This window comes from Escherichia sp. MOD1-EC5950 (genome assembly GCF_002965345.1).
In the GTDB taxonomy this organism is placed as follows: Bacteria; Pseudomonadota; Gammaproteobacteria; order Enterobacterales; family Enterobacteriaceae; genus Escherichia; species Escherichia marmotae.
The window spans coordinates 1-21,428 of the sequence record NZ_PTSR01000012.1; the positions used below are offsets into that span (position 1 = coordinate 1).

Annotated in this window: 18 protein-coding genes; 13 read left to right on the plus strand and 5 right to left on the minus strand. The window is 51.4% G+C overall.

What is annotated here, in order from left to right; genetic code table 11:
• Positions 1–106: 106 nt before the first annotated feature.
• Entirely contained in the window at positions 107–1,201 is a 1,095-nt protein-coding gene (mnmH, locus tag BEA93_RS13300; RefSeq protein WP_001158163.1) for a tRNA 2-selenouridine(34) synthase MnmH, read from the minus strand.
• Positions 1,202–1,269: 68 nt separating this feature from the next.
• A complete protein-coding gene (gene allS / locus BEA93_RS13305; protein WP_105225104.1) occupies positions 1,270–2,196 on the minus strand; it encodes an HTH-type transcriptional activator AllS in 927 nt (308 codons plus the stop codon).
• A gap of 229 nt (positions 2,197–2,425) precedes the next feature.
• Between allS and allA the strand changes: the two genes are divergently transcribed.
• The 9 genes from allA to glxK all read left to right on the plus strand — a co-directional run bounded on the left by allA (position 2,426) and on the right by glxK (position 13,035).
• On the plus strand, positions 2,426–2,908 hold the full coding sequence (allA, locus tag BEA93_RS13310) for an ureidoglycolate lyase (RefSeq protein WP_000776381.1): 483 nt from the start codon (positions 2,426–2,428) through the stop codon (positions 2,906–2,908).
• A 77-nt stretch (positions 2,909–2,985) separates the two neighbouring features.
• Positions 2,986–3,801, plus strand: coding sequence for an HTH-type transcriptional repressor AllR (allR, locus tag BEA93_RS13315; RefSeq protein ID WP_000141275.1), 816 nt, complete (start codon positions 2,986–2,988; stop codon positions 3,799–3,801).
• Positions 3,802–3,890: 89 nt separating this feature from the next.
• Complete coding sequence (gene gcl / locus BEA93_RS13320; RefSeq protein ID WP_105225099.1) at positions 3,891–5,672, plus strand: glyoxylate carboligase; 1,782 nt, start codon at positions 3,891–3,893, stop codon at positions 5,670–5,672.
• 12 nt (positions 5,673–5,684) lie between these two features.
• Entirely contained in the window at positions 5,685–6,461 is a 777-nt protein-coding gene (gene hyi, locus BEA93_RS13325; protein WP_000943579.1) for a hydroxypyruvate isomerase, read from the plus strand.
• A gap of 99 nt (positions 6,462–6,560) precedes the next feature.
• The gene (glxR, locus tag BEA93_RS13330; RefSeq protein ID WP_016248432.1) at positions 6,561–7,439 is read left to right on the plus strand and encodes a 2-hydroxy-3-oxopropionate reductase; all 879 of its coding nucleotides are present in this window, start codon (positions 6,561–6,563) and stop codon (positions 7,437–7,439) included.
• A 196-nt stretch (positions 7,440–7,635) separates the two neighbouring features.
• Positions 7,636–9,090, plus strand: a complete 1,455-nt coding sequence (locus tag BEA93_RS13335; protein ID WP_105225100.1) for an allantoin transporter — start codon at positions 7,636–7,638, stop codon at positions 9,088–9,090.
• 60 nt (positions 9,091–9,150) lie between these two features.
• Positions 9,151–10,512 (plus strand): allantoinase AllB, encoded by a 1,362-nt coding sequence (gene allB / locus BEA93_RS13340; protein WP_000006909.1) that lies wholly within the window; start codon positions 9,151–9,153, stop codon positions 10,510–10,512.
• 54 nt (positions 10,513–10,566) lie between these two features.
• On the plus strand, positions 10,567–11,868 hold the full coding sequence (locus BEA93_RS13345) for a uracil/xanthine transporter (protein WP_001515923.1): 1,302 nt from the start codon (positions 10,567–10,569) through the stop codon (positions 11,866–11,868).
• Positions 11,869–11,889: 21 nt separating this feature from the next.
• Positions 11,890–13,035 carry a glycerate 3-kinase gene (gene glxK, locus BEA93_RS13350; RefSeq protein ID WP_001515924.1) on the plus strand — a complete coding sequence of 382 codons (1,146 nt, stop codon included), beginning with the start codon at positions 11,890–11,892 and terminating at the stop codon, positions 13,033–13,035.
• A gap of 221 nt (positions 13,036–13,256) precedes the next feature.
• On the opposite strand, the gene allE is transcribed toward glxK, so the two are convergent.
• The 3 genes from allE to allD are packed head-to-tail and all read right to left on the minus strand — an operon-like array spanning position 13,257 to position 16,359.
• Positions 13,257–14,042, minus strand: a complete 786-nt coding sequence (gene allE / locus BEA93_RS13355) for a (S)-ureidoglycine aminohydrolase (RefSeq protein WP_105225101.1) — start codon at positions 14,040–14,042, stop codon at positions 13,257–13,259.
• A gap of 10 nt (positions 14,043–14,052) precedes the next feature.
• A complete protein-coding gene (gene allC / locus BEA93_RS13360) occupies positions 14,053–15,288 on the minus strand; it encodes an allantoate deiminase (protein ID WP_061090767.1) in 1,236 nt (411 codons plus the stop codon).
• 21 nt (positions 15,289–15,309) lie between these two features.
• Positions 15,310–16,359, minus strand: a complete 1,050-nt coding sequence (allD, locus tag BEA93_RS13365) for an ureidoglycolate dehydrogenase (protein ID WP_001515927.1) — start codon at positions 16,357–16,359, stop codon at positions 15,310–15,312.
• Between the two features lie 316 nt (positions 16,360–16,675).
• Here allD and BEA93_RS13370 point away from each other — a divergent pair, with 316 nt between their 5' ends.
• From BEA93_RS13370 to BEA93_RS13385, 4 genes are read left to right on the plus strand one after another with little or no spacing between them, the layout of a single operon-like run.
• Positions 16,676–18,343: an acyl-CoA synthetase FdrA gene (locus BEA93_RS13370; RefSeq protein ID WP_105225102.1), complete on the plus strand. Its 1,668-nt coding sequence runs from the start codon at positions 16,676–16,678 to the stop codon at positions 18,341–18,343.
• A gap of 9 nt (positions 18,344–18,352) precedes the next feature.
• Positions 18,353–19,612: a DUF1116 domain-containing protein gene (locus BEA93_RS13375; protein WP_105225103.1), complete on the plus strand. Its 1,260-nt coding sequence runs from the start codon at positions 18,353–18,355 to the stop codon at positions 19,610–19,612.
• Between the two features lie 10 nt (positions 19,613–19,622).
• A complete protein-coding gene (locus BEA93_RS13380) occupies positions 19,623–20,438 on the plus strand; it encodes a DUF2877 domain-containing protein (protein WP_016263019.1) in 816 nt (271 codons plus the stop codon).
• Positions 20,435–21,334: a carbamate kinase gene (locus BEA93_RS13385; RefSeq protein WP_000855393.1), complete on the plus strand. Its 900-nt coding sequence runs from the start codon at positions 20,435–20,437 to the stop codon at positions 21,332–21,334. Before BEA93_RS13380 ends, BEA93_RS13385 begins: the two co-directional genes overlap by 4 nt.
• Positions 21,335–21,428: the final 94 nt, after the last annotated feature.

Below are 21,428 nucleotides of genomic sequence, written 5' to 3' on the forward strand. Positions count from 1 at the left end.
GACGCTTTGCGCGTCTTATCAGGCCTACGGTCTACGGGCAAAATGTAGGCCGGATAAGGCGTTTACGCCGCATCCGGCATGAACAACGTGCACAGAATGCCGCCCATCACTGCGCCTTCACCCACTCCATCACTTCCGCCCACTCACCGCGAAAGACAACTTTTTCCGCTTTTTTCTCAAGCTGATAGCGATACATCGGGTCGTAATACTCTTCAAGCAGCGGCACCAGCCAGGCCATATGACCGTCGGTGCTGCCGGTTGCGAGTTGCGTTGTCAGCGCCGCATCCAGCCGTGCCGCCAGTTCGTTATAGCGCTGTAATCCCAGCCGACGTTTAATTGCTGAAAGCCCATGATGCAGGTACTCGCAATACTCTTGCCAGCCCTGTTCTTCACCATATGCATGGGTAAAATCATGATGCATACGCAGGAAATACTCTTCGTTCAGGCGTTCAAGACGGATCTCAAACGGGTCTTCCACCACCGCAATCGCCGCCTGGGTCATTCGCTCGCGCAGACATTCCGGAAGGTGATTTGAACCAATCATCCGGCTTTCATCTTCCAGCACCCACAGGTGCAGATCCTGACGGGCGTCGGTTTTTAGCATTTCGGCGGCCAGCAGGTTTTCAAAACTCGCCTGGCTAAGTTGTGGTTGTAACGTGCGACCAAAAGCAGAACCACGATGGCGCGCCAGCCCTTCCAGATCAACACCGTTCGGTTGCTGTTGCACTAACAGCGTTTTGCCGCTGCCGGTACAACCGCCAATCAGCACTATCGGTTTTTTTGACAGTTCAATGGTCGCCTGAATCGCGGTCTGGCGCAGTGCCTTATAACCGCCTTCCACCAGCGGATAATCAATCCCTGCGTCATGCAGCCAGCGTTGCACAATATGTGAACGTTGACCACCGCGGGCGCAGCAGAGAATACCTTGTGGATTTTGCAGGCACGCTGCCCGCCAGGCGTCCATGCGATGCTGACGAATTTCACCCGCCACCAGTTTATGCCCCAACGCCAGCGCCGCCTCTGATCCTTGCTGTTTATAGCAGGTGCCAACGGCGGCGCGTTCATCGTTATTCATTAACGGCAGGTTGATAGCGGCGGGCATTGCGCCTTGCTCAAACTCGATGGGGGCACGAACATCAATAATGGGCGTATCAGCAATCAGCAGGGCACGATAGTCCTGTTCCGTGTATCTCTCTTGCATAGTAAAAAGTGAACCTCAAATCAGCTTGCGCGCTATTTTACGCGCCAACGCGCAAGGAAACTTGATTTTTAACTACGAGGGTTGCCGAAAATTTCTAAAAAACCGCTGATTTCCGGCCTGCGCTGGGTAAACAAGGTCACAATATCTTCCACCGCTTTGCCGCTGCCAAACTTGCGCCATGCCAGACTTAATGGCGAAGGAGGGCGCATCGTCGGGATGACCCGGCTGACCAGTTGTTGATTATCAATCATCGACTGGCAAAGTGATTTTGGCAAAAAACCAATGCCAACGCCCGCCAGATGGGCGGCGATTTTCGTTTCCATATCAGGAACAATAATTTCCTTTTGTCCCGGCAAACGCCAGGCGACGCGTTTGGTTAAGGTTCGGGCGCTGTCTTCAATATTGACCGCCGGAAAGCGCCGTAACTGCGCTTCTGTTAGCGGCTCTTCAACGTTCGCCAGCGGATGATCCGCCGCGATAACAAAGCGCCATTGCACCGAACCTAAAGGATCAAGGCTAAAAGTATTTGCCAGTGCTTCGGTCCCCGTGACGCCGATAGCCAGGGAAAAGCCTTCGTACAATAGCGAATCCCAGACACCCATATAGATTTGTCGGGAGATGTGAAACTGGGTAAAGGGATAACGTTCATTCAGCCACGCCAGCAGTTGGGCGACGGCCTGGGGGGTGTAGAGCAGGTTGTTGATGACGATATTCACCTGGCGTTCCACGCCATCATTCACCTGTTGCAGCTCGCTGGGCATACTTTCCAGCCAGCTCAGCCAGTCTCTGGCCTGACAAAGCAGATGCTCGCCTGCCGCTGTCAACGTCACGCTGCGAGTCGTGCGGAAAAACAACGCCACCCCGGTATTCTCTTCCAGAAGTTTAATGCGATAACTGATAGTCGCCGTGGTTTTACATAATCGTTCAGCCGCTTTTGAAAAACTTCCTGTTTCAGCAACAGCAATAAAAGTTCGCAAGGTTTCTGGATCAAACATCTTCAGGTATCCCAATTTAAATCAGCAAGTTGCGTGATTTTCCTGTCCTTTGATTTACCTGTATTTTCACATGATAACCCTGCGTGATTTGTGGACTAAATCTGGTTTTGGAAAAATATTCCAACTTTTGTATTGATGTTGTTCTCTTAAGGTTTTAGATTGCCTGTTATTGAAACCTGGCTGACCGGTCGGCGGTGGTTGAACGGAATTATGTTACAAGGACAAAAAGATGAAACTTCAGGTATTACCGTTAAGTCAGGAAGCCTTCAGTGCTTATGGCGACGTTATCGAAACGCAGCAACGGGATTTTTTCCATATAAACAATGGACTGGTGGAGCGTTATCACGATTTGGCGCTCGTTGAGATTCTTGAGCAAGACCGGACGCTTATCAGCATTAACCGCGCGCAACCGGCGAATCTGCCGCTGACCATCCACGAACTCGAACGCCATCCGTTGGGCACCCAGGCATTTATTCCGTTGAAAGGGGAAGCGTTTGTGGTGGTCGTGGCGTCAGGTGATGAAACCCCAGATCTGTCAACGCTGCGGGCGTTTATCACCAACGGTGAGCAGGGGGTGAATTACCATCGTAATGTCTGGCACCATCCGCTTTTCGCCTGGCAGCAGGTTACCGATTTTCTGACCATCGATCGCGGCGGCAGTGACAACTGTGATGTCGAAAGTATTCCTGAACAGGAACTCTGTTTTGCGTGACGCCTGGAACCGACTTGCATAAGATAAACTAATTGTTCATTGTTTATGCTCACTTGTAGGTCGGAGTTAACGTAGGTATGACGGAAGTTAGACGGCGCGGCAGGCCAGGACAGGCAGAGCCTGTGGCACAGAAGGGCGCACAGGCGTTAGAACGGGGAATTGCGATCCTGCAATATCTGGAAAAAAGTGGGGGAAGTTCATCGGTTAGCGATATTTCTCTCAATCTGGATTTGCCGCTCTCAACGACCTTTCGCTTGCTGAAGGTTTTACAGGCAGCGGATTTTGTCTATCAGGACAGTCAGTTAGGCTGGTGGCATATAGGATTAGGTGTCTTTAACGTCGGCGCGGCGTACATCCATAACCGCGATGTCCTCTCCGTTGCCGGGCCGTTTATGCGCCGCCTGATGTTGCTTTCCGGCGAGACGGTCAATGTCGCAATTCGTAACGGCAATGAAGCGGTTTTAATTGGTCAGTTAGAGTGTAAATCGATGGTCAGGATGTGCGCGCCGCTGGGCAGTCGTCTGCCGTTACATGCTTCCGGCGCAGGCAAGGCGCTGCTTTATCCGCTGGCGGAAGAGGAGCTGATGAGCATCATCCTGCAAACCGGTTTGCAGCAGTTTACGCCAACGACGCTTGTGGATATGCCCACCTTGCTGAAGGACCTGGAACAAGCGCGTGAACTGGGCTATACCGTAGATAAAGAAGAGCATGTTGTAGGCCTGAATTGCATAGCTTCAGCAATTTACGACGATGTAGGTAGTGTTGTTGCCGCTATCTCTATCTCCGGGCCTTCATCACGACTGACAGAAGATCGTTTTGTCAGCCAGGGTGAGCTGGTCAGAGACACCGCCCGCGATATTAGTACGGCGTTGGGACTGAAAGCACATCCATAGTGTCTGTCGCATCCCGCTCTGCGGAGCGGGTTTTTTTGACAAAAAATGAAAGTTGGAAAATTTTTCCAATTAATAGAGGTAGGAATAAAATGGCAAAAATGAGAGCCGTTGACGCGGCAATGTATGTGCTGGAGAAAGAAGGTATCACCACTGCCTTCGGCGTTCCGGGAGCAGCAATCAACCCTTTCTATTCAGCGATGCGTAAGCACGGCGGTATTCGTCACATCCTGGCGCGTCACGTAGAAGGTGCGTCGCACATGGCTGAAGGCTATACCCGCGCAACGGCAGGGAATATCGGCGTTTGTTTGGGGACTTCCGGGCCTGCGGGCACGGACATGATCACCGCGCTCTATTCTGCTTCTGCTGATTCCATTCCTATTTTGTGCATTACCGGTCAGGCTCCGCGCGCTCGTCTGCATAAAGAAGATTTCCAGGCGGTGGATATCGAAGCTATCGCCAAACCGGTCAGTAAAATGGCGGTTACTGTACGTGAAGCGGCGCTGGTGCCTCGTGTGCTGCAACAGGCATTTCACCTGATGCGTTCTGGTCGTCCGGGGCCGGTACTGGTGGATTTACCGTTCGACGTTCAGGTTGCGGAAATCGAGTTTGATCCTGACATGTACGAACCGCTGCCGGCCTACAAACCTGCTGCCAGCCGTATGCAGATCGAAAAAGCGGTAGAAATGTTAATTCAGGCCGAACGTCCGGTGATTGTTGCCGGGGGCGGGGTAATCAACGCCGATGCCGCGGCGCTGTTACAACAGTTTGCTGAACTGACCAGTGTTCCGGTGATCCCAACGCTGATGGGCTGGGGCTGTATTCCGGACGATCACGAACTGATGGCCGGGATGGTGGGGCTGCAAACCGCGCATCGCTACGGTAACGCAACGTTGCTGGCGTCCGACATGGTGTTTGGTATTGGTAACCGTTTTGCCAACCGTCATACCGGTTCGGTAGAGAAATATACCGAAGGGCGCAAAATCGTCCACATCGATATTGAGCCGACACAAATTGGCCGCGTGCTGTGTCCGGATCTGGGTATTGTCTCTGACGCTAAAGCGGCGCTGATGCTGCTGGTTGAAGTGGCGCAGGAGATGCAAAAAGCCGGGCGTCTGCCTTGTCGTAAAGAGTGGGTTGCAGAGTGCCAGCAGCGCAAACGCACTCTGCTGCGCAAAACCCACTTCGACAACGTGCCGGTGAAACCGCAGCGCGTGTATGAAGAGATGAACAAAGCCTTTGGACGCGATGTTTGCTATGTCACCACTATTGGTCTGTCGCAAATTGCCGCTGCACAAATGCTGCATGTCTTTAAAGACCGTCACTGGATCAACTGTGGTCAGGCAGGCCCGCTGGGCTGGACCATTCCGGCGGCGCTGGGCGTGTGTGCGGCTGATCCAGAGCGTAATGTGGTGGCGATTTCCGGTGACTTCGACTTCCAGTTCCTGATTGAAGAGTTAGCCGTTGGCGCACAGTTCAACATTCCGTACATCCATGTGCTGGTCAATAACGCCTATCTCGGTCTGATTCGCCAGTCGCAGCGTGCATTTGATATGGATTACTGCGTACAGCTCGCGTTCGAAAATATTAACTCCAGTGATGTGAACGGTTACGGCGTTGACCACGTGAAAGTAGCGGAAGGTTTGGGTTGTAAAGCCATTCGCGTCTTCAAACCGGAAGATATTGCTCCGGCCTTTGAACAGGCGAAAGCCTTAATGAATCAGTACCGTGTTCCGGTGGTAGTGGAAATTATGCTGGAGCGTGTGACTAATATTTCGATGGGCAGTGAACTGGATAACGTCATGGAATTTGAAGATATTGCGGATAACGCAATGGACGCGCCGACGGAAACCTGTTTCATGCACTATGAATAAGGGAGATAAATAATGTTACGTTTCTCTGCTAATTTATCGATGTTATTTGGCGAATATGATTTTCTCAGCCGTTTTGAGAAAGCCGCTCAGTGTGGTTTTCGCGGTGTTGAATTTATGTTTCCTTATGACTACGACATTGAAGAATTAAAACAGGTACTGGCGAGTAATAAACTTGAACATACGCTGCATAATTTACCGGCGGGTGACTGGGCGGCAGGCGAGCGGGGTATTGCCTGTATTCCAGGGCGTGAAGAAGAGTTTCGTGATGGCGTAGCAGCAGCGATTCGTTATGCCCGTGCGCTGGGTAATAAAAAAGTTAACTGTCTGGTCGGGAAAACACCAGCAGGCTTCAGCAGTGAACAGATTCACGCAACGCTTGTGGAAAATCTGCGTTATGCCGCGAATATGCTGATGAAAGAAGATATTTTATTATTGATTGAGCCAATCAACCATTTCGATATTCCTGGTTTTCATCTCACCGGAACTCAGCAGGCACTGAAACTGATTGAAGATGTTGGCTGCTGCAATGTAAAAATCCAGTATGACATTTATCATATGCAACGGATGGAAGGTGAATTAACCAATACCATAACCCAATGGGCCGATAAAATTGGTCATCTGCAAATCGCTGATAATCCACATCGCGGCGAACCAGGAACTGGAGAAATTAATTACGATTATCTCTTTACGGTAATTGAAAATTCTGACTACAACGGTTGGGTTGGGTGTGAATATAAACCCCAAACCACTACGGAAGCCGGTTTACGCTGGATGGAACCGTACCGTTAAAACGTAACGCTGTTCAGACAATGCTTTTTTAGGCCGCAACATCGGCAGGGGATCGTGTTGTCTGAATTCAGGAATGGCGACATTTAAAAGAGGTTAATTATGAAACTGGGATTTATTGGCTTAGGCATTATGGGCACCCCGATGGCCATTAATCTGGCGCGTGCCGGTCATCAATTACATGTCACGACCATTGGACCGGTTGCTGATGAATTACTGTCACTCGGTGCCGTTAATGTCGAAACCGCGCGCCAGGTAACGGACGCTGCCGACATCATTTTTATTATGGTGCCGGATACGCCGCACGTTGAAGAGGTTCTGTTTGGTGACAATGGCTGTACTAAAGCTGCGCTGAAGGGCAAAACCATTGTTGATATGAGTTCTATTTCACCGATTGAAACTAAACGTTTTGCTCGTCAGGTAAATGAACTGGGTGGTGATTATCTCGATGCGCCCGTTTCCGGCGGTGAAATTGGCGCGCGTGAAGGGACGTTGTCAATTATGGTTGGCGGTGACGAAGCGGTATTTGAACGCGTGAAACCGCTGTTTGAACTGCTCGGTAAAAATATCACCCTCGTGGGCGGTAACGGCGACGGTCAAACCTGCAAAGTGGCGAACCAGATTATCGTGGCGCTCAATATTGAAGCGGTTTCTGAAGCCCTGTTGTTTGCTTCGAAAGCCGGTGCTGATCCTGTGCGTGTGCGTCAGGCGTTGATGGGCGGCTTTGCCTCCTCGCGCATTCTGGAAGTTCACGGAGAGCGTATGATTAAACGCACCTTTAATCCGGGCTTCAAAATCGCTCTGCACCAGAAAGATCTCAACCTGGCGCTACAAAGTGCGAAAGCGCTGGCGCTGAATCTGCCAAACACCGCGACCTGCCAGGAATTATTTAATACCTGTGCAGCAAACGGCGGCAGCCAGTTGGATCACTCTGCGTTAGTGCAGGCGCTGGAATTAATGGCGAATCATAAACTGGCCTGATAAATGAGCATCATGGCTGATGAAGCTACGATGCCCGCAATAAATAATGGCCGATATCAAATAATTGATTCGGCCTGCAGTAAAAAAGAAAGCAGCCAACGATGTTGCTTCAGTATTAAATCTATTTTTTATTTTATTAGTTCCTCATAGCTAGATTAAAACAGCGTTATTCAATACGTGAAATTAAGAGGGATTTATGGAACATCAGAGAAAACTATTCCAGCAACGTGGCTATAGCGAAGATCTATTACCGAAAACGCAAAACCAGCGGACCTGGAAAACATTTAACTATTTTACCTTATGGATGGGGTCGGTACATAACGTTCCCAACTACGTAATGGTAGGTGGCTTTTTTATTCTCGGCTTGTCTACCTTTAGTATTATGCTGGCAATTATCCTTAGTGCCTTTTTTATTGCAGCGGTAATGGTATTAAACGGTGCGGCGGGCAGTAAATACGGCGTACCATTTGCCATGATCCTGCGTGCTTCTTACGGTGTACGTGGCGCACTGTTTCCCGGATTATTAAGAGGTGGTATTGCCGCTATCATGTGGTTTGGCCTGCAATGCTACGCGGGGTCACTGGCCTGCTTGATCCTGATTGGCAAAATCTGGCCGGGGTTTTTAACTCTCGGTGGTGATTTCACTCTGTTAGGACTTTCTCTACCCGGCCTGATTACCTTCTTGTTTTTTTGGCTGGTTAACGTTGGAATTGGCTTCGGTGGCGGCAAAGTTTTAAATAAATTCACCGCCATTCTTAACCCGTGCATCTATATCGTTTTCGGTGGCATGGCGATTTGGGCGATTTCGTTGGTTGGGATCGGTCCAATCCTCGACTACATCCCCAGTGGTGTACAGAAAGCAGAAAACAGTGGTTTCCTGTTCCTGGTGGTGATAAACGCGGTGGTTGCGGTCTGGGCAGCACCGGCGGTAAGCGCATCTGACTTTACGCAAAACGCCCACTCGTTTCGTGAGCAGGCGCTGGGGCAAACGCTGGGTCTGGTCGTGGCCTATATTCTGTTTGCGGTTGCTGGGGTAAGTATTATTGCCGGAGCCAGTATTCATTACGGCGCTGATACCTGGAACGTGCTGGATATTGTTCAACGTTGGGACAGCCTGTTCGCCTCATTCTTTGCGGTACTGGTTATTCTGATGACAACCATTTCGACTAACGCCACCGGTAATATTATTCCGGCCGGTTATCAGATTGCTGCTATTGCACCGACGAAACTGACCTATAAAAACGGCGTACTGATTGCCAGTATTATCAGCCTGCTGATCTGCCCGTGGAAATTAATGGAAAATCAGGACAGTATTTATCTGTTCCTCGATATTATCGGCGGAATGCTGGGGCCGGTAATTGGTGTGATGATGGCTCACTATTTCGTGGTCATGCGTGGGCAAATTAATCTTGATGAATTGTATACCGCATCCGGTGATTTTAAATACTACGATAACGGCTTTAACCTTACCGCGTTCTCAGTAACTCTGGTGGCGGTTATTTTATCTCTCGGCGGTAAATTTATTCCGGTCATGGAACCATTATCTCGAATTTCATGGTTTGTCGGCGTTATCGTCGCCTTTGCGGCTTACGCTTTATTAAAAAAACGCACAGCAATAGAAAAAACAGGAGAACAAAAAGTCACAGGTTAATTAATCCCGATATTGAACATTGAGTTAAAAAACCAATCTGTATTTTACAAGGAGTTTGTTATGTCTTTTGATTTAATTATTAAAAACGGCACTGTCATTTTAGAAAATGAAGCTCGCGTTGTAGATATCGCCGTTAAAGGCGGAAAAATTGCCGCTATCGGTCAGGAGCTGGGCGATGCAAAAGAAATTATGGATGCGTCTGGTCTGGTGGTCTCTCCGGGCATGGTTGATGCGCACACCCATATTTCTGAGCCAGGTCGCAGCCACTGGGAAGGTTATGAAACCGGCACTCGCGCAGCGGCAAAAGGCGGTATTACCACCATGATCGAAATGCCGCTCAACCAGTTGCCAGCTACCGTTGACCGCGCTTCTATTGAACTGAAGTTTGATGCCGCTAAAGGCAAGCTGACTATCGATGCGGCACAACTCGGTGGCCTGGTGTCTTACAACATCGACCGTCTGCATGAGCTGGATGAAGTGGGCGTTGTCGGCTTCAAATGCTTCGTCGCAACCTGTGGCGATCGCGGTATCGACAATGACTTCCGTGACGTCAATGACTGGCAGTTCTTCAAAGGCGCGCAGAAGCTGGGCGAACTGGGTCAGCCGGTGCTGGTGCACTGCGAAAACGCGCTGATCTGTGACGAACTGGGCGAAGAAGCGAAGCGTGAAGGCCGCGTAACCGCGCATGACTATGTCGCTTCGCGCCCGGTATTTACGGAAGTGGAAGCGATTCGCCGCGTACTGTATCTGGCAAAAGTTGCCGGTTGCCGTCTGCACGTTTGCCACATCAGCAGCCCGGAAGGTGTTGAAGAAGTGACTCGTGCGCGTCAGGAAGGTCAGGACGTTACCTGTGAATCCTGCCCGCATTACTTTGTGCTGGATACCGATCAGTTTGAAGAAATAGGCACTCTGGCGAAGTGTTCACCGCCGATCCGCGATTTGGAAAACCAGAACGGCATGTGGGAAAAACTGTTCAACGGTGAAATCGACTGCCTGGTTTCTGACCACTCTCCATGCCCTCCTGAAATGAAAGCCGGTAACATCATGAAAGCATGGGGCGGTATCGCTGGTCTGCAAAGCTGCATGGACGTGATGTTCGATGAAGCGGTACAGAAACGTGGTATGTCTCTGGCCATGTTTGGCAAATTAATGGCCACCAATGCGGCGGATATTTTCGGTTTGCAGCAAAAAGGCCGTATCGCCCCAGGAAAAGATGCCGACTTCGTCTTCATTCAGCCGAATAGCAGCTATGTTCTTACCAATGACGATTTGGAATATCGCCACAAAGTCAGCCCGTATGTTGGCCGTACCATTGGCGCGCGTATCACGAAAACCATCTTACGTGGTGATGTGATTTACGACATCGAACAGGGCTTCCCTGTTGCGCCTAAAGGTCAATTTATCCTTAAACATCAGCAGTAATCTGGCCCCTGCAATGCCCGCCGCGTGCGGGCATTCTCCGGTTAAGGTGTGTTTATGTTCAATTTTGTAGTCAGCCGCGAAAGCCTGTTATCAGGGTTTCAGTGGTTTTTCTTTATTTTTTGCAACACCGTTGTGGTTCCTCCTACGTTGCTTTCGGCTTTTCAGTTGCCGCAAAGTAGCCTGCTTACGCTCACCCAATATGCTTTTCTCTCAACCGCGCTGGCCTGCTTTGCTCAGGCATTCTGCGGTCATCGTCGCGCAATTATGGAAGGGCCGGGGGGCCTGTGGTGGGGAACCATCCTCACCATCACCCTCGGAGAAGCGTCGCGCGGTACACCGATCAACGATATCGCCACCAGTCTGGCGGTGGGAATTGCGCTCTCCGGCGTACTGACAATAATGATTGGTGTTAGTGGCTTAGGTCATCGCCTGGCGCGGTTATTTACCCCGACGGTGATGGTGCTGTTTATGCTGATGCTTGGCGCACAACTGACCAGCATCTTTTTTAAAGGTATGCTCGGGCTGCCGTTTGGCATAGCCGATCCTGATTTTAAAATTCAGTTACCGCCGTTCGCGCTCTCGGTGGCGGTAATGTGTCTGGTGCTGGCGATGATTATCTTTCTGCCGCAACGTTTTGCCCGTTACGGCTTGCTGGTCGGCACGATAACCGGGTGGTTGTTATGGCATTTTTGCTTTTCGTCCTCGCATTCGCTTTCCGGTGAGTTGCACTGGCAGTGGTTCCCGCTCGGCAGTGGTGGCACGTTGTCACCGGGAATTATTCTGACGGCGGTGATTACCGGTCTGGTTAATATCAGTAATACCTACGGTGCGATTCGCGGTACAGATGTTTTTTATCCGCAACAGGGCGCGGGGAATGCGCGTTATCGTCGCAGCTTTGTGGTGACCGGATTTATGACCTTGATAACCGTACCGTTGTCGGTAATTCCATTCTCGCCGTTTGTTTCATCAATTGGTTTATTAACCCAGACCGGCGATTACTCGCGACGCTCGTTTATTTATGGCAGCGTTATTTGTCTGCTGGTGGCGCTGATTCCTGCACTTACACGACTGTTCTGTAGTATTCCATTACCGGTGAGTAGCGCGGTTATGCTGGTTTCTTATCTACCGCTGCTCTTTTCTGCTCTGGTATTTAGCCAGCAAATAACTTTTACCGCTCGCAATATTTATCGCCTCGCATTGCCGTTATTTGTCGGCATATTTTTAATGGCATTACCGCCTGTGTATCTGCAAGATCTTCCATTAACGCTTCGTCCTCTACTCAGTAACGGCCTACTGGTCGGAATTTTACTGGCTGTTCTTATGGATAATCTAATTCCGTGGGAACGCATCGAATAATTTGTTGAAAAAGGATTAATAATGAAAATTGTCATTGCGCCAGACTCTTTTAAAGAGAGCTTAAGTGCAGAAAAATGTTGTCAGGCAATTAAAGCTGGATTTTCGACCCTCTTTCCCGATGCGCACTATATCTGTTTGCCGATAGCGGATGGTGGAGAGGGGACGGTTGATGCGATGGTTGCTGCGACGGGCGGCAAAATCGTGACGCATGAAGTCTGTGGACCGATGGGCGAAAAAGTGAATGCTTTTTATGGCATTACTGGGGATGGGAAAACGGCGGTGATCGAGATGGCGGCGGCAAGTGGCCTGATGCTGGTCGCACCTGAAAAGCGTAATCCGCTACTGGCGTCAAGTTATGGCACCGGTGAGTTAATTCGCCATGCGCTTGATAACAGCATTCGTCATATTATTCTCGGCATTGGCGGCAGCGCGACGGTAGACGGCGGCATGGGCATGGCGCAGGCACTCGGTGTGCGTTTTCTCGATGCTGATGGTCTGGTGCTGGCGGCAAATGGCGGTAATTTAGCCCGTGTGGCAAGCATTGAGATAGAGGAGCGCGATCCGCGTCTGGTGAGCTGCCATATCGAAGTCGCGTGCGATGTCGATAACCCGCTGGTAGGGGCACGCGGTGCGGCTACGGTGTTTGGCCCACAAAAGGGGGCAACGCCGGAAATGGTCGAAGAGCTGGAACAGGGGCTGCAAAATTACGCCCGTGTTTTACAACAGCAAACTGAAATTAACGTCTGCCAGATGGCAGGTGGCGGCGCAGCGGGCGGAATGGGCATTGCGGCGGCAGTGTTTCTCAATGCGGATATCAAACCGGGTATTGATATTGTGTTAAATGCGGTCAATCTTGCGCAGGCGGTGCAAGGTGCGGCGCTGGTGATCACCGGTGAGGGGCGCATTGACTCACAAACGGCAGGCGGTAAAGCGCCGCTGGGTGTGGCGTCAGTGGCGAAGAAATTAAATGTCCCGGTGATTGGGATTGCTGGCGTATTGGGTGATGGCGTGGAAGTGGTGCATCAATATGGTATCGACGCTGTTTTCAGTATACTGCCGCGGCTGGCACCTTTAGCCGAAGTGCTTGCCAGTGGTGAAACCAATCTCTTTAACAGCGCGCGGAATATTGCCTGTGCCATTAAAATAGGTCAGGGAATTAAACTCTGATTTTTACCTTAATAAAGTGGATGCGGTTCATATCGCATCCGTTCAGATTACTGACAACGTGCGTGTTGTGTATGCCGGTTCCGTCCTGGAAATCGCGAAAATTATCATGTAGGCTTGATAAGTGAAGCGCATCAGGTAATGTTGCGAAAAAAAAGCCACGGTATAAACCGTGGCGAAATCCAACATAGCTAAAATAAAAATCTCAGCGAGAGTGGTATTAATTAAATTTCAACGTCGCGGTTGCAATCTTTCGAATAAATATAACTAAACGCTTCACCGCGCCCTACGCCATAACCGGCTTGCAAGGAATATGCGCCCATAAAGATGTAATCGCCTTTTTTCACTGGGATCCAGTTATTGTCGAGGTTATAAACCCCCTGACCGGAAAGAATATAGGCACCGTGTTCCTGAACGTGGGTTTCGATATAACCGTGGCTGGCACCTGGCGCAAAAGAGAGGATATGCATGTTCATATCAAAGCCTAACTCTTTTGGCAGGAAGTCCAGCAGGATCACATCGTCCATACCTTCATAGTGAATACGTTCCAGTTCATTTGCATTGCCAGAAATCAGCCACGGCGCATGGCCTTCTACCGGAATATAACGGCGCTTATATAAGAAGATTTGGCTGTCTTCGGTCTGGGAATTAACAAACGTCATTAAGGAACCTGGCGGGCAATACAGATACCCACCTTCGCTTAAGTCAAATTTTTTCCCTTCAGCTTCGGCAGTGATATTTCCAGAAATCACATACAGGAAAGTTTCTATCCCATCGCCGCCGAAACCCTGCTGATTACCGCCGTTTTGATGCAGCGTGACCAGATAATCGACAAACGTAGCGCCCAGCTTTGGTGTAGACAGGATCGTCGAGTCACAATTTTCAAAGCCCGGAATAATATTTTTCACCAGGCCGTCTGGGGTTAACAGTGCGAAATTACCGTGTTTCACAATCGCGCGGTTAGCCAGTAAATCATCGCGGTAACCCGTGACGTTATTTAAATATCCCATTTATGACTCCTTATTTCTGCCAGGCAAGTTGATAAAGCATGAGTGCCAACGTTTTGACCCCTTCGGCAAGGTCGTTAATATTGGTGCGTTCCGCCGGGTTATGGCTGATCCCGTTAATGCTGGGAATGAAAATCATGCAGGTCGGCACGCGAGGCGCGAAAATTTGCGCGTCGTGTCCGGCACCGCTGTGCATTACCCGATAGTTCAGGGCTTCCTTCTTGCACAGCTCCGTCAGGGTGGCGACCAGTTCTTTGTTCATTGGCACGGGTTCTTCATCCATCCATAAATCGATATCAATACCGATATCCATTTCATCGCAAATCGCCCGCATGTCGTTTTCTAACCGTTGGGTGAAATCACGCAACACGGCGGCGTCAGTATGGCGACAATCAATAGTGAAAGTGGTTTTCCCCGGCACCACATTCACCGTATTCGGGCGCGGCTCCACCTTGCCAAAGGTGAGCACCAGCGGATCGCCCATCTTTTTCGCTTTTTCAACCGCTTGATTGCAAATGCGACTGAACGCGTAGACCGTATCACGACGATAGCCCATCGGCGTGGTGCCTGCATGGTTTGATTCGCCGTTCAGCGTCACCGTGTAGCGACGTTGCCCGACAATTGCATTCACGATGCCAATTGATTGACCATTACTTTCCAGCACACAGCCTTGTTCAATATGCAGTTCGACAAAGGCTTTGATGTCCTCGCGTGGTGGTAGCGGCGTGTTCGGCAGGGCAAATCCGCAGGCGAGCATCGCATCAAGGAAGCTGTTGCCTTTGGCATCACAGATATTCCGCACATCGTCAGGATTCGCCAGACCGAAAATGTTTTTACTGCCCCAGAAGACATATGGGAAGCGGCTGCCTTCTTCTTCTGCCATCGCCACCACTTCGACTGTACGCAGCGGCGCGCCGTATTGCGTTTTCAGCCAGTCAATTGCCAGCCACGCCGCCAGTGCGCCGAATTGCCCGTCAAGGTTACCGCCGTTAACAACGGTATCGATATGCGAACCGCTCAGAACCACTTCCTGTGGGTATTCGGTGCCGCTCAGGCGGCCGTATAAATTCCCCACTTTGTCGAAATGTGTTTCCAGCCCGCTGACGGCCATTCTTTTTTTGAATTGTTGCTGGGTTTCCAGCCATTCCGGCGAATAAAGTAAACGGGTCATTCCACCCGTTGGGTCTGCGCCAAAAGAGGAAAGCCAGGGCAGCGTTTCTTCTATGGCCTGGCGAAAATGTGTGATCATAGGAAAGTCCTGTCTCAATTATTATTGTGCAAAGGGATTTTTCGTTTCATATGACGTGTTATAAAGCGCGTCGGAAATTAAATACTGGTAAATATCATCAACAATCTCGATACCTTCGACGGCGGCTTTGCGTTGTTTAATATCTTGATCCTGTCCGGGATAATAAACCTGGCTAAAACCGGGCGCGGGGGTAATGGCATTTAATTCGCACATGGTCTGGCTAAGATGTTGTCGGAATAATTCGCTGGAGGAGAAAAAGTCAGGATTAATTACCAGATGTAATTGCCCCAAATTACGTCCGGCGTGTAAATCGTCATACATTGAACTGACCTGACGCCCGAACGGTAAACCGAGTAACACGCCTGAAAGCAGATCAATCATCATCATCAGGCCATAACCTTTCGGTCCGGCAGCAGGCAGCAGGGCGTTAACCGAGAATGGATCGGCTGTTGGTGCTCCGTTTTTATCGACCGCCCAGGTCTCCGGAATAGACATATTGCGCGAGCGCGCGTCGAGTACTTTCCCCCATGCCTGTACGGTAGTCGCCATATCAAAGGTAAGGATCTCGTCACTTTCTCCCGGCGCGGCAAAGGCCAGCGGGTTAGTACCGTAGTAAATTTCCGCCCCGCCAAATGGCACCACCATGGGATCGGACTGACACATCGAAATGCCAATTAATCCGGCGTGAGCTGCCTGCTGCACAAAATAAGAGATTGCACCGCTGTGCCCCATCCGGCTAATGCCGACCACGGCAACGCCATTTTGTTGGGCGGTTTTGATGGCATGTTCCATAGCCATTTTTGCGGCAACCTGCCCGGCGGCGTTGTCGGCATGTAAAATTGCCGAGCACGGCCCTGTCTCCTCAAGACGGAATGCCGGTTCGCGGTTAGTGCCGCCTTTTGAAATGCGTTCTGCGTAGTATTCCACGCGTACCGCGCCATGAGAGTGGATCCCTCTGGCATCGGCGTAAACCAATACTTCAGCAACGGTTGCAGCGTGCTCACGTTTTAACCCAGCCAGGCAGAGTTTATTCTCAATTAGCTGGTGGAGTGTTTCCCGACTGATTTTCATCTGTCTTCCTTTTTAACGACGGTGTGAAGCATGACTGCAATTAACATACAGGGAAAATATCTGGATTATGTGATCCAGACAGGCAAAAAAATATAGTTAGAATTTATTTGATAATCCGCCTGTTTTTAATCTGATTTTTAAAATTACGTCGCTTGTTAAAAAATAACACGTAATGCTCTGGCGGTTATTTGATTTATTTTACTAATAATCTCTGTGTGATGTTTATCACCTTATTTACCATCGGCCGACGATACCGTAATTGACACATTAATACTGCTCGTGCAATTGCCATGGGTGCAATTTTTAAGGAGTTGTTATGATCCACGCCTTTATTAAAAAAGGGTGTTTTCAGGATTCGGTCAGTTTAATGATTATTTCACGAAAACTCAGCGAATCAGAAAATGTTGATGATGTTTCCGTAATGATGGGTACGCCCGCTAATAAAGCGTTATTAGAGACTACAGGTTTCTGGCATGACGATTTTAATAACGCCACGCCGAACGATATTTGCGTGGCAATTCGTAGCGAAGCGGCGGATGCGGGGATCGCGCAGGCGATTATGCAGCAGCTTGAAGAGGCGTTAAAGCAACTGGCGCAGGGGACGGTCAGCAGCCAGGCGTTAACGCAGGTGCGCCGCTGGGATAGCGCCTGTCAGAAATTACCCGCCGCTAATCTGGCGCTGATTTCAGTGGCGGGTGAGTACGCGGCGGAACTGGCTAATCAGGCGCTGGATCGCAACCTCAACGTGATGATGTTCTCCGATAACGTCACGCTGGAAGACGAAATCCAACTCAAAACTCATGCGCGGGAAAAAGGCTTGCTGGTGATGGGGCCGGATTGCGGTACGTCGATGATTGCCTCTACGCCGCTGGCTTTCGCTAATGTGATGCCGGAAGGCAATATTGGTGTCATTGGCGCTTCTGGTACAGGGATCCAGGAATTGTGCTCGCAGATTGCGCTGGCAGGGGAGGGGATCTCCCACGCAATTGGTCTGGGCGGGCGCGATCTCAGCCGTGAAGTGGGCGGCATCAGTGCGCTGACGGCGCTGGAAATGCTCAGTGCAGACGAGAAAAGCGAAGTGCTGGCGTTTGTCTCAAAACCGCCAGCCGAAGCCGTGCGCCTGAAAATTGTTAATGCCATGAAAGTAACCGGCAAACCGACGGTGGCGCTGTTTTTAGGTTATACCCCGACGGCGACTCGTGACGAGAATGTGTGGTTTGCCTCCTCGCTGGATGATGCCGCGCGTCTGGCTTGCCTGCTTTCACGCGTTACAGCGCGACGTAACGCGATAGCTCCGGCCAGCAGTGGATTTATTTGCGGCTTGTATACCGGCGGTACGCTGGCAGCCGAAGCGGCGGGATTACTCGCCGGACATCTGGGCGTGCCAGCCGACGATGCCCATCATCACGGCATGATGCTGGACGCTGATGGTCACCAGATCCTCGATCTGGGCGATGATTTCTACACCGTCGGGCGTCCCCATCCGATGATCGACCCGACGTTACGTAATCTGTTGATTGCCGATCTCGGTGCTAAACCACAAGTGCGTGTATTGCTACTCGATGTGGTGATTGGTTTTGGTGCGACTGCCGATCCTGCCGCATCGCTGGTAAGCGCATGGCAACAAGCCTGTGACGCCCGTCCAGATAGTCAACCTCTGTATGCCATTGCCACGGTGACGGGTACTGAACGTGACCCGCAATGCCGTTCGCAACAAATTGCCACACTGGAAGATGCGGGGATCGCGGTGGTCAGTTCACTGCCTGAAGCCACGTTGCTGGCGGCGGCGCTGATTCATCCGCTTTCGCCAGCCACGCATAAATACACTCCATCATTACTGAAAAACGTCGCTGTGATTAACGCCGGGTTACGCAGTTTTGCGCTGGATCTTCAAAGTGCCAGCAAACCGGTAGTGCATTACCAATGGGTGCCAGTCGCTGGCGGCAATAAAAAACTGGCTCGTTTATTAGAACGTTTGCAATAAGGGGTTCCCATGTTTACATCAGTGGCGCAAGCCAATACTGCGGTTATCGAACAAATTCGTCGCGCTCGTCCACACTGGCTGGATGTGCAACCGGCTTCTTCACTCATTAGCGCGTTAAATCAGGGTAAAACACTGCTTCACGCCGGGCCACCGATGCGCTGGCAGGAGATGACCGGGCCAATGAAAGGAGCGTGCGTGGGCGCATGTCTGTTTGAAGGCTGGGCAAAAGATGAAGCGCAGGCTTTGGCGATGCTGGAGCAGGGGGAAGTGAACTTCATTCCTTGCCACCATGTGAATGCTGTCGGGCCAATGGGCGGTATTACCTCTGCCAGTATGCCGATGCTGGTGGTTGAGAATGTGACCGACGGTAACCGGGCGTATTGCAACCTCAACGAAGGTATCGGCAAAGTGATGCGTTTCGGTGCCTATGGCGAAGATGTTCTGACTCGCCATCGCTGGATGCGCGATGTGTTGATGCCAGTATTAAGCGCCGCGCTGGGGCGCATAGAGCATGGTATCGATCTCACCACGATGATGGCGCAGGGCATTACGATGGGCGATGAGTTCCATCAACGCAACATTGCTTCCTCAGCACTGTTGATGCGTGCGCTGGCACCGCAAATCGCCCGTCTCGATCACGATAAACAGCAAATCGCGGAGGTGATGGACTTCCTTAGCGTGACCGATCAGTTCTTCCTCAATCTCGCGATGGCCTATTGCAAGGCGGCGATGGATGCAGGTGCGATGATCCGCGCGGGCAGCATCGTTACGGCAATGACCCGCAACGGCAATATGTTTGGGATTCGGGTAAGCGGTCTGGGCGATCGCTGGTTTACTGCGCCAGTTAACACTCCACAAGGTCTGTTTTTCTCCGGCTTCTCGCAGGAGCAGGCGAATCCGGATATGGGCGATAGCGCGATTACCGAAACCTTTGGTATCGGTGGAGCGGCAATGATCGCCGCCCCAGGCGTAACGCGTTTTGTCGGTGCGGGTGGCGTGGAGGCTGCAAGAACGGTATCTGAAGAGATGGCGGAAATCTTCTTTGAACGCAATATGCAGTTGCCGATCCCCGGCTGGGATTTCCAGGGCGCATGTCTGGGGCTGGATATTCGTCGCGTTGTGGAAACCGGCATTACGCCGCTCATCAATACTGGTATCGCCCATAAAGAAGCGGGGATCGGGCAGATAGGGGCAGGCACTGTACGGGCACCGCTGGCCTGCTTTGAACAGGCGCTGGAAGCCCTGGCTGAAAGTATGGGTATTGGTTGAGGAACGCGCGATGACGATCATCCATCCTCTGCTTGCCAGTCGTAGCGCACCAGACTATCGCCAGTCCTGGCGGTTAGCGGGCGTCTGGCGGCGGGCGATTAATCTGCTGACGGAAAGCGGCGAACTGTTAACGCTGCATCGTCAGGGAAGTGGTTTCGGCCCCGGAGGATGGGTGCTTCGCCGCGCGCAATTCGATGCGTTATGCGGTGGATTACGTGGCAATGAACGACCGCAAGTTGTGGCTCAAGGGATTTGCCTCGGGCGTTTTACGGTTAAACAGCCACAGCGTTATTGTTTGCTACGTATTACGCCGCCTGCGCATCCTCAACCGCTTGCCGCTGCATGGATGCAACGCGCGGAGGAAACCGGGCTTTTTGGGCCACTGGTGTTGGCGCTAAGCGATCCGCTACCCGCTGAATTGCGCCAGTTTCGTCACTGTTTTCAGACCGCACTCAATGGCGTTAAGACCGACTGGCGGCACTGGCTGGGCAAAGGTCCGGGATTAACGCCAAGTCATGATGACACGCTGAGCGGAATGCTGCTGGCGGCCTGGTATTATGGCGCTTTAGATGCGCGCTCCGGTCGCCCGTTTTTTGCCTGTTCCGACAATCTTCAACACGTTACCACGGCGGTGAGCGTTAGTTATTTGCGTTACGCCGCCCAAGGCTATTTCGCCTCGCCACTCCTGCACTTTGTTCATGCTCTGAGTTGCCCGAAACGTATCGAAGCAGCGATTGATTCGCTGTTGGCGCTGGGGCATACGTCAGGGGCAGATACGCTGCTGGGGTTCTGGCTTGGTCAACAATTATTACAAGGAACACCATGAAAACACTGGTTGTAGCTCTTGGGGGCAACGCCTTACTCCAGCGCGGTGAGGCGCTGACGGCAGAAAATCAATATCGCAATATTGCCAGTGCTGTACCCGCGCTGGCACGTCTGGCGCGTTCTTATCGGCTGGCGATTGTTCACGGCAACGGGCCGCAGGTGGGGCTGCTGGCGTTACAGAATCTGGCGTGGAAAGAGGTGGAACCGTATCCGCTGGATGTGCTGGTGGCGGAAAGCCAGGGGATGATTGGCTATATGCTGGCGCAGAGTTTGAGCGCACAGCCGCAGATGCCACCGGTGACGACGGTGCTGACGCGCATTGAAGTTTCACCTGATGATCCGGCATTTTCGCAGCCAGAGAAGTTTATCGGTCCGGTTTATCAGCCGGAAGAGCAAGAGTCGCTGGAAACGGCATATGGCTGGCAGATGAAACGCGACGGTAAATACTTGCGCCGGGTGGTGGCATCTCCACAACCGCGTAAAATTCTCGACAGCGAAGCCATTGAGTTGTTGCTCAAAGAGGGGCATGTGGTGATTTGTAGTGGCGGCGGCGGTGTTCCGGTGACGGATGACGGAGCTGGGAGTGAAGCGGTGATTGATAAAGATCTCGCCGCTGCGTTGCTCGCCAGGCAGATTAATGCCGATGGGCTGGTGATCCTCACCGATGCTGATGCGGTATATGAAAACTGGGGAACGCCACAGCAACGCGCCATTCGCCATGCCACACCGGATGAGTTAGCGCCATTTGCCAAAGCCGATGGTTCGATGGGGCCGAAGGTGACGGCGGTGAGTGGTTATGTCAGAAGCCGTGGTAAACCCGCGTGGATTGGTGCGTTATCGCGAATTGAAGAGACGCTGGCGGGCGAGGCGGGAACCTGTATTTCGTTGTCGTCGTAGGCATTTGTGCCTGATGCGATGTTTGACGCATCTTATCAGGCCTACAATTGGTGCCGGATCGGTAGGCCGGATAAGGCGTTCCCGCCGCATCCGG

Bases quoted from the DNA above. Each gene is read 5' to 3' on its own strand.
- mnmH (WP_001158163.1), bottom strand. From the start codon at position 1,201: ATGCAAGAGAGATACACGGAACAGGACTATCGTGCCCTGCTGATTGCT.
- allS (WP_105225104.1), bottom strand. From the start codon at position 2,196: ATGTTTGATCCAGAAACCTTGCGAACTTTTATTGCTGTTGCTGAAACA.
- allA (WP_000776381.1), top strand. From the start codon at position 2,426: ATGAAACTTCAGGTATTACCGTTAAGTCAGGAAGCCTTCAGTGCTTAT.
- allR (WP_000141275.1), top strand. From the start codon at position 2,986: ATGACGGAAGTTAGACGGCGCGGCAGGCCAGGACAGGCAGAGCCTGTG.
- gcl (WP_105225099.1), top strand. From the start codon at position 3,891: ATGGCAAAAATGAGAGCCGTTGACGCGGCAATGTATGTGCTGGAGAAA.
- hyi (WP_000943579.1), top strand. From the start codon at position 5,685: ATGTTACGTTTCTCTGCTAATTTATCGATGTTATTTGGCGAATATGAT.
- glxR (WP_016248432.1), top strand. From the start codon at position 6,561: ATGAAACTGGGATTTATTGGCTTAGGCATTATGGGCACCCCGATGGCC.
- BEA93_RS13335 (WP_105225100.1), top strand. From the start codon at position 7,636: ATGGAACATCAGAGAAAACTATTCCAGCAACGTGGCTATAGCGAAGAT.
- allB (WP_000006909.1), top strand. From the start codon at position 9,151: ATGTCTTTTGATTTAATTATTAAAAACGGCACTGTCATTTTAGAAAAT.
- BEA93_RS13345 (WP_001515923.1), top strand. From the start codon at position 10,567: ATGTTCAATTTTGTAGTCAGCCGCGAAAGCCTGTTATCAGGGTTTCAG.
- glxK (WP_001515924.1), top strand. From the start codon at position 11,890: ATGAAAATTGTCATTGCGCCAGACTCTTTTAAAGAGAGCTTAAGTGCA.
- allE (WP_105225101.1), bottom strand. From the start codon at position 14,042: ATGGGATATTTAAATAACGTCACGGGTTACCGCGATGATTTACTGGCT.
- allC (WP_061090767.1), bottom strand. From the start codon at position 15,288: ATGATCACACATTTTCGCCAGGCCATAGAAGAAACGCTGCCCTGGCTT.
- allD (WP_001515927.1), bottom strand. From the start codon at position 16,359: ATGAAAATCAGTCGGGAAACACTCCACCAGCTAATTGAGAATAAACTC.
- BEA93_RS13370 (WP_105225102.1), top strand. From the start codon at position 16,676: ATGATCCACGCCTTTATTAAAAAAGGGTGTTTTCAGGATTCGGTCAGT.
- BEA93_RS13375 (WP_105225103.1), top strand. From the start codon at position 18,353: ATGTTTACATCAGTGGCGCAAGCCAATACTGCGGTTATCGAACAAATT.
- BEA93_RS13380 (WP_016263019.1), top strand. From the start codon at position 19,623: ATGACGATCATCCATCCTCTGCTTGCCAGTCGTAGCGCACCAGACTAT.
- BEA93_RS13385 (WP_000855393.1), top strand. From the start codon at position 20,435: ATGAAAACACTGGTTGTAGCTCTTGGGGGCAACGCCTTACTCCAGCGC.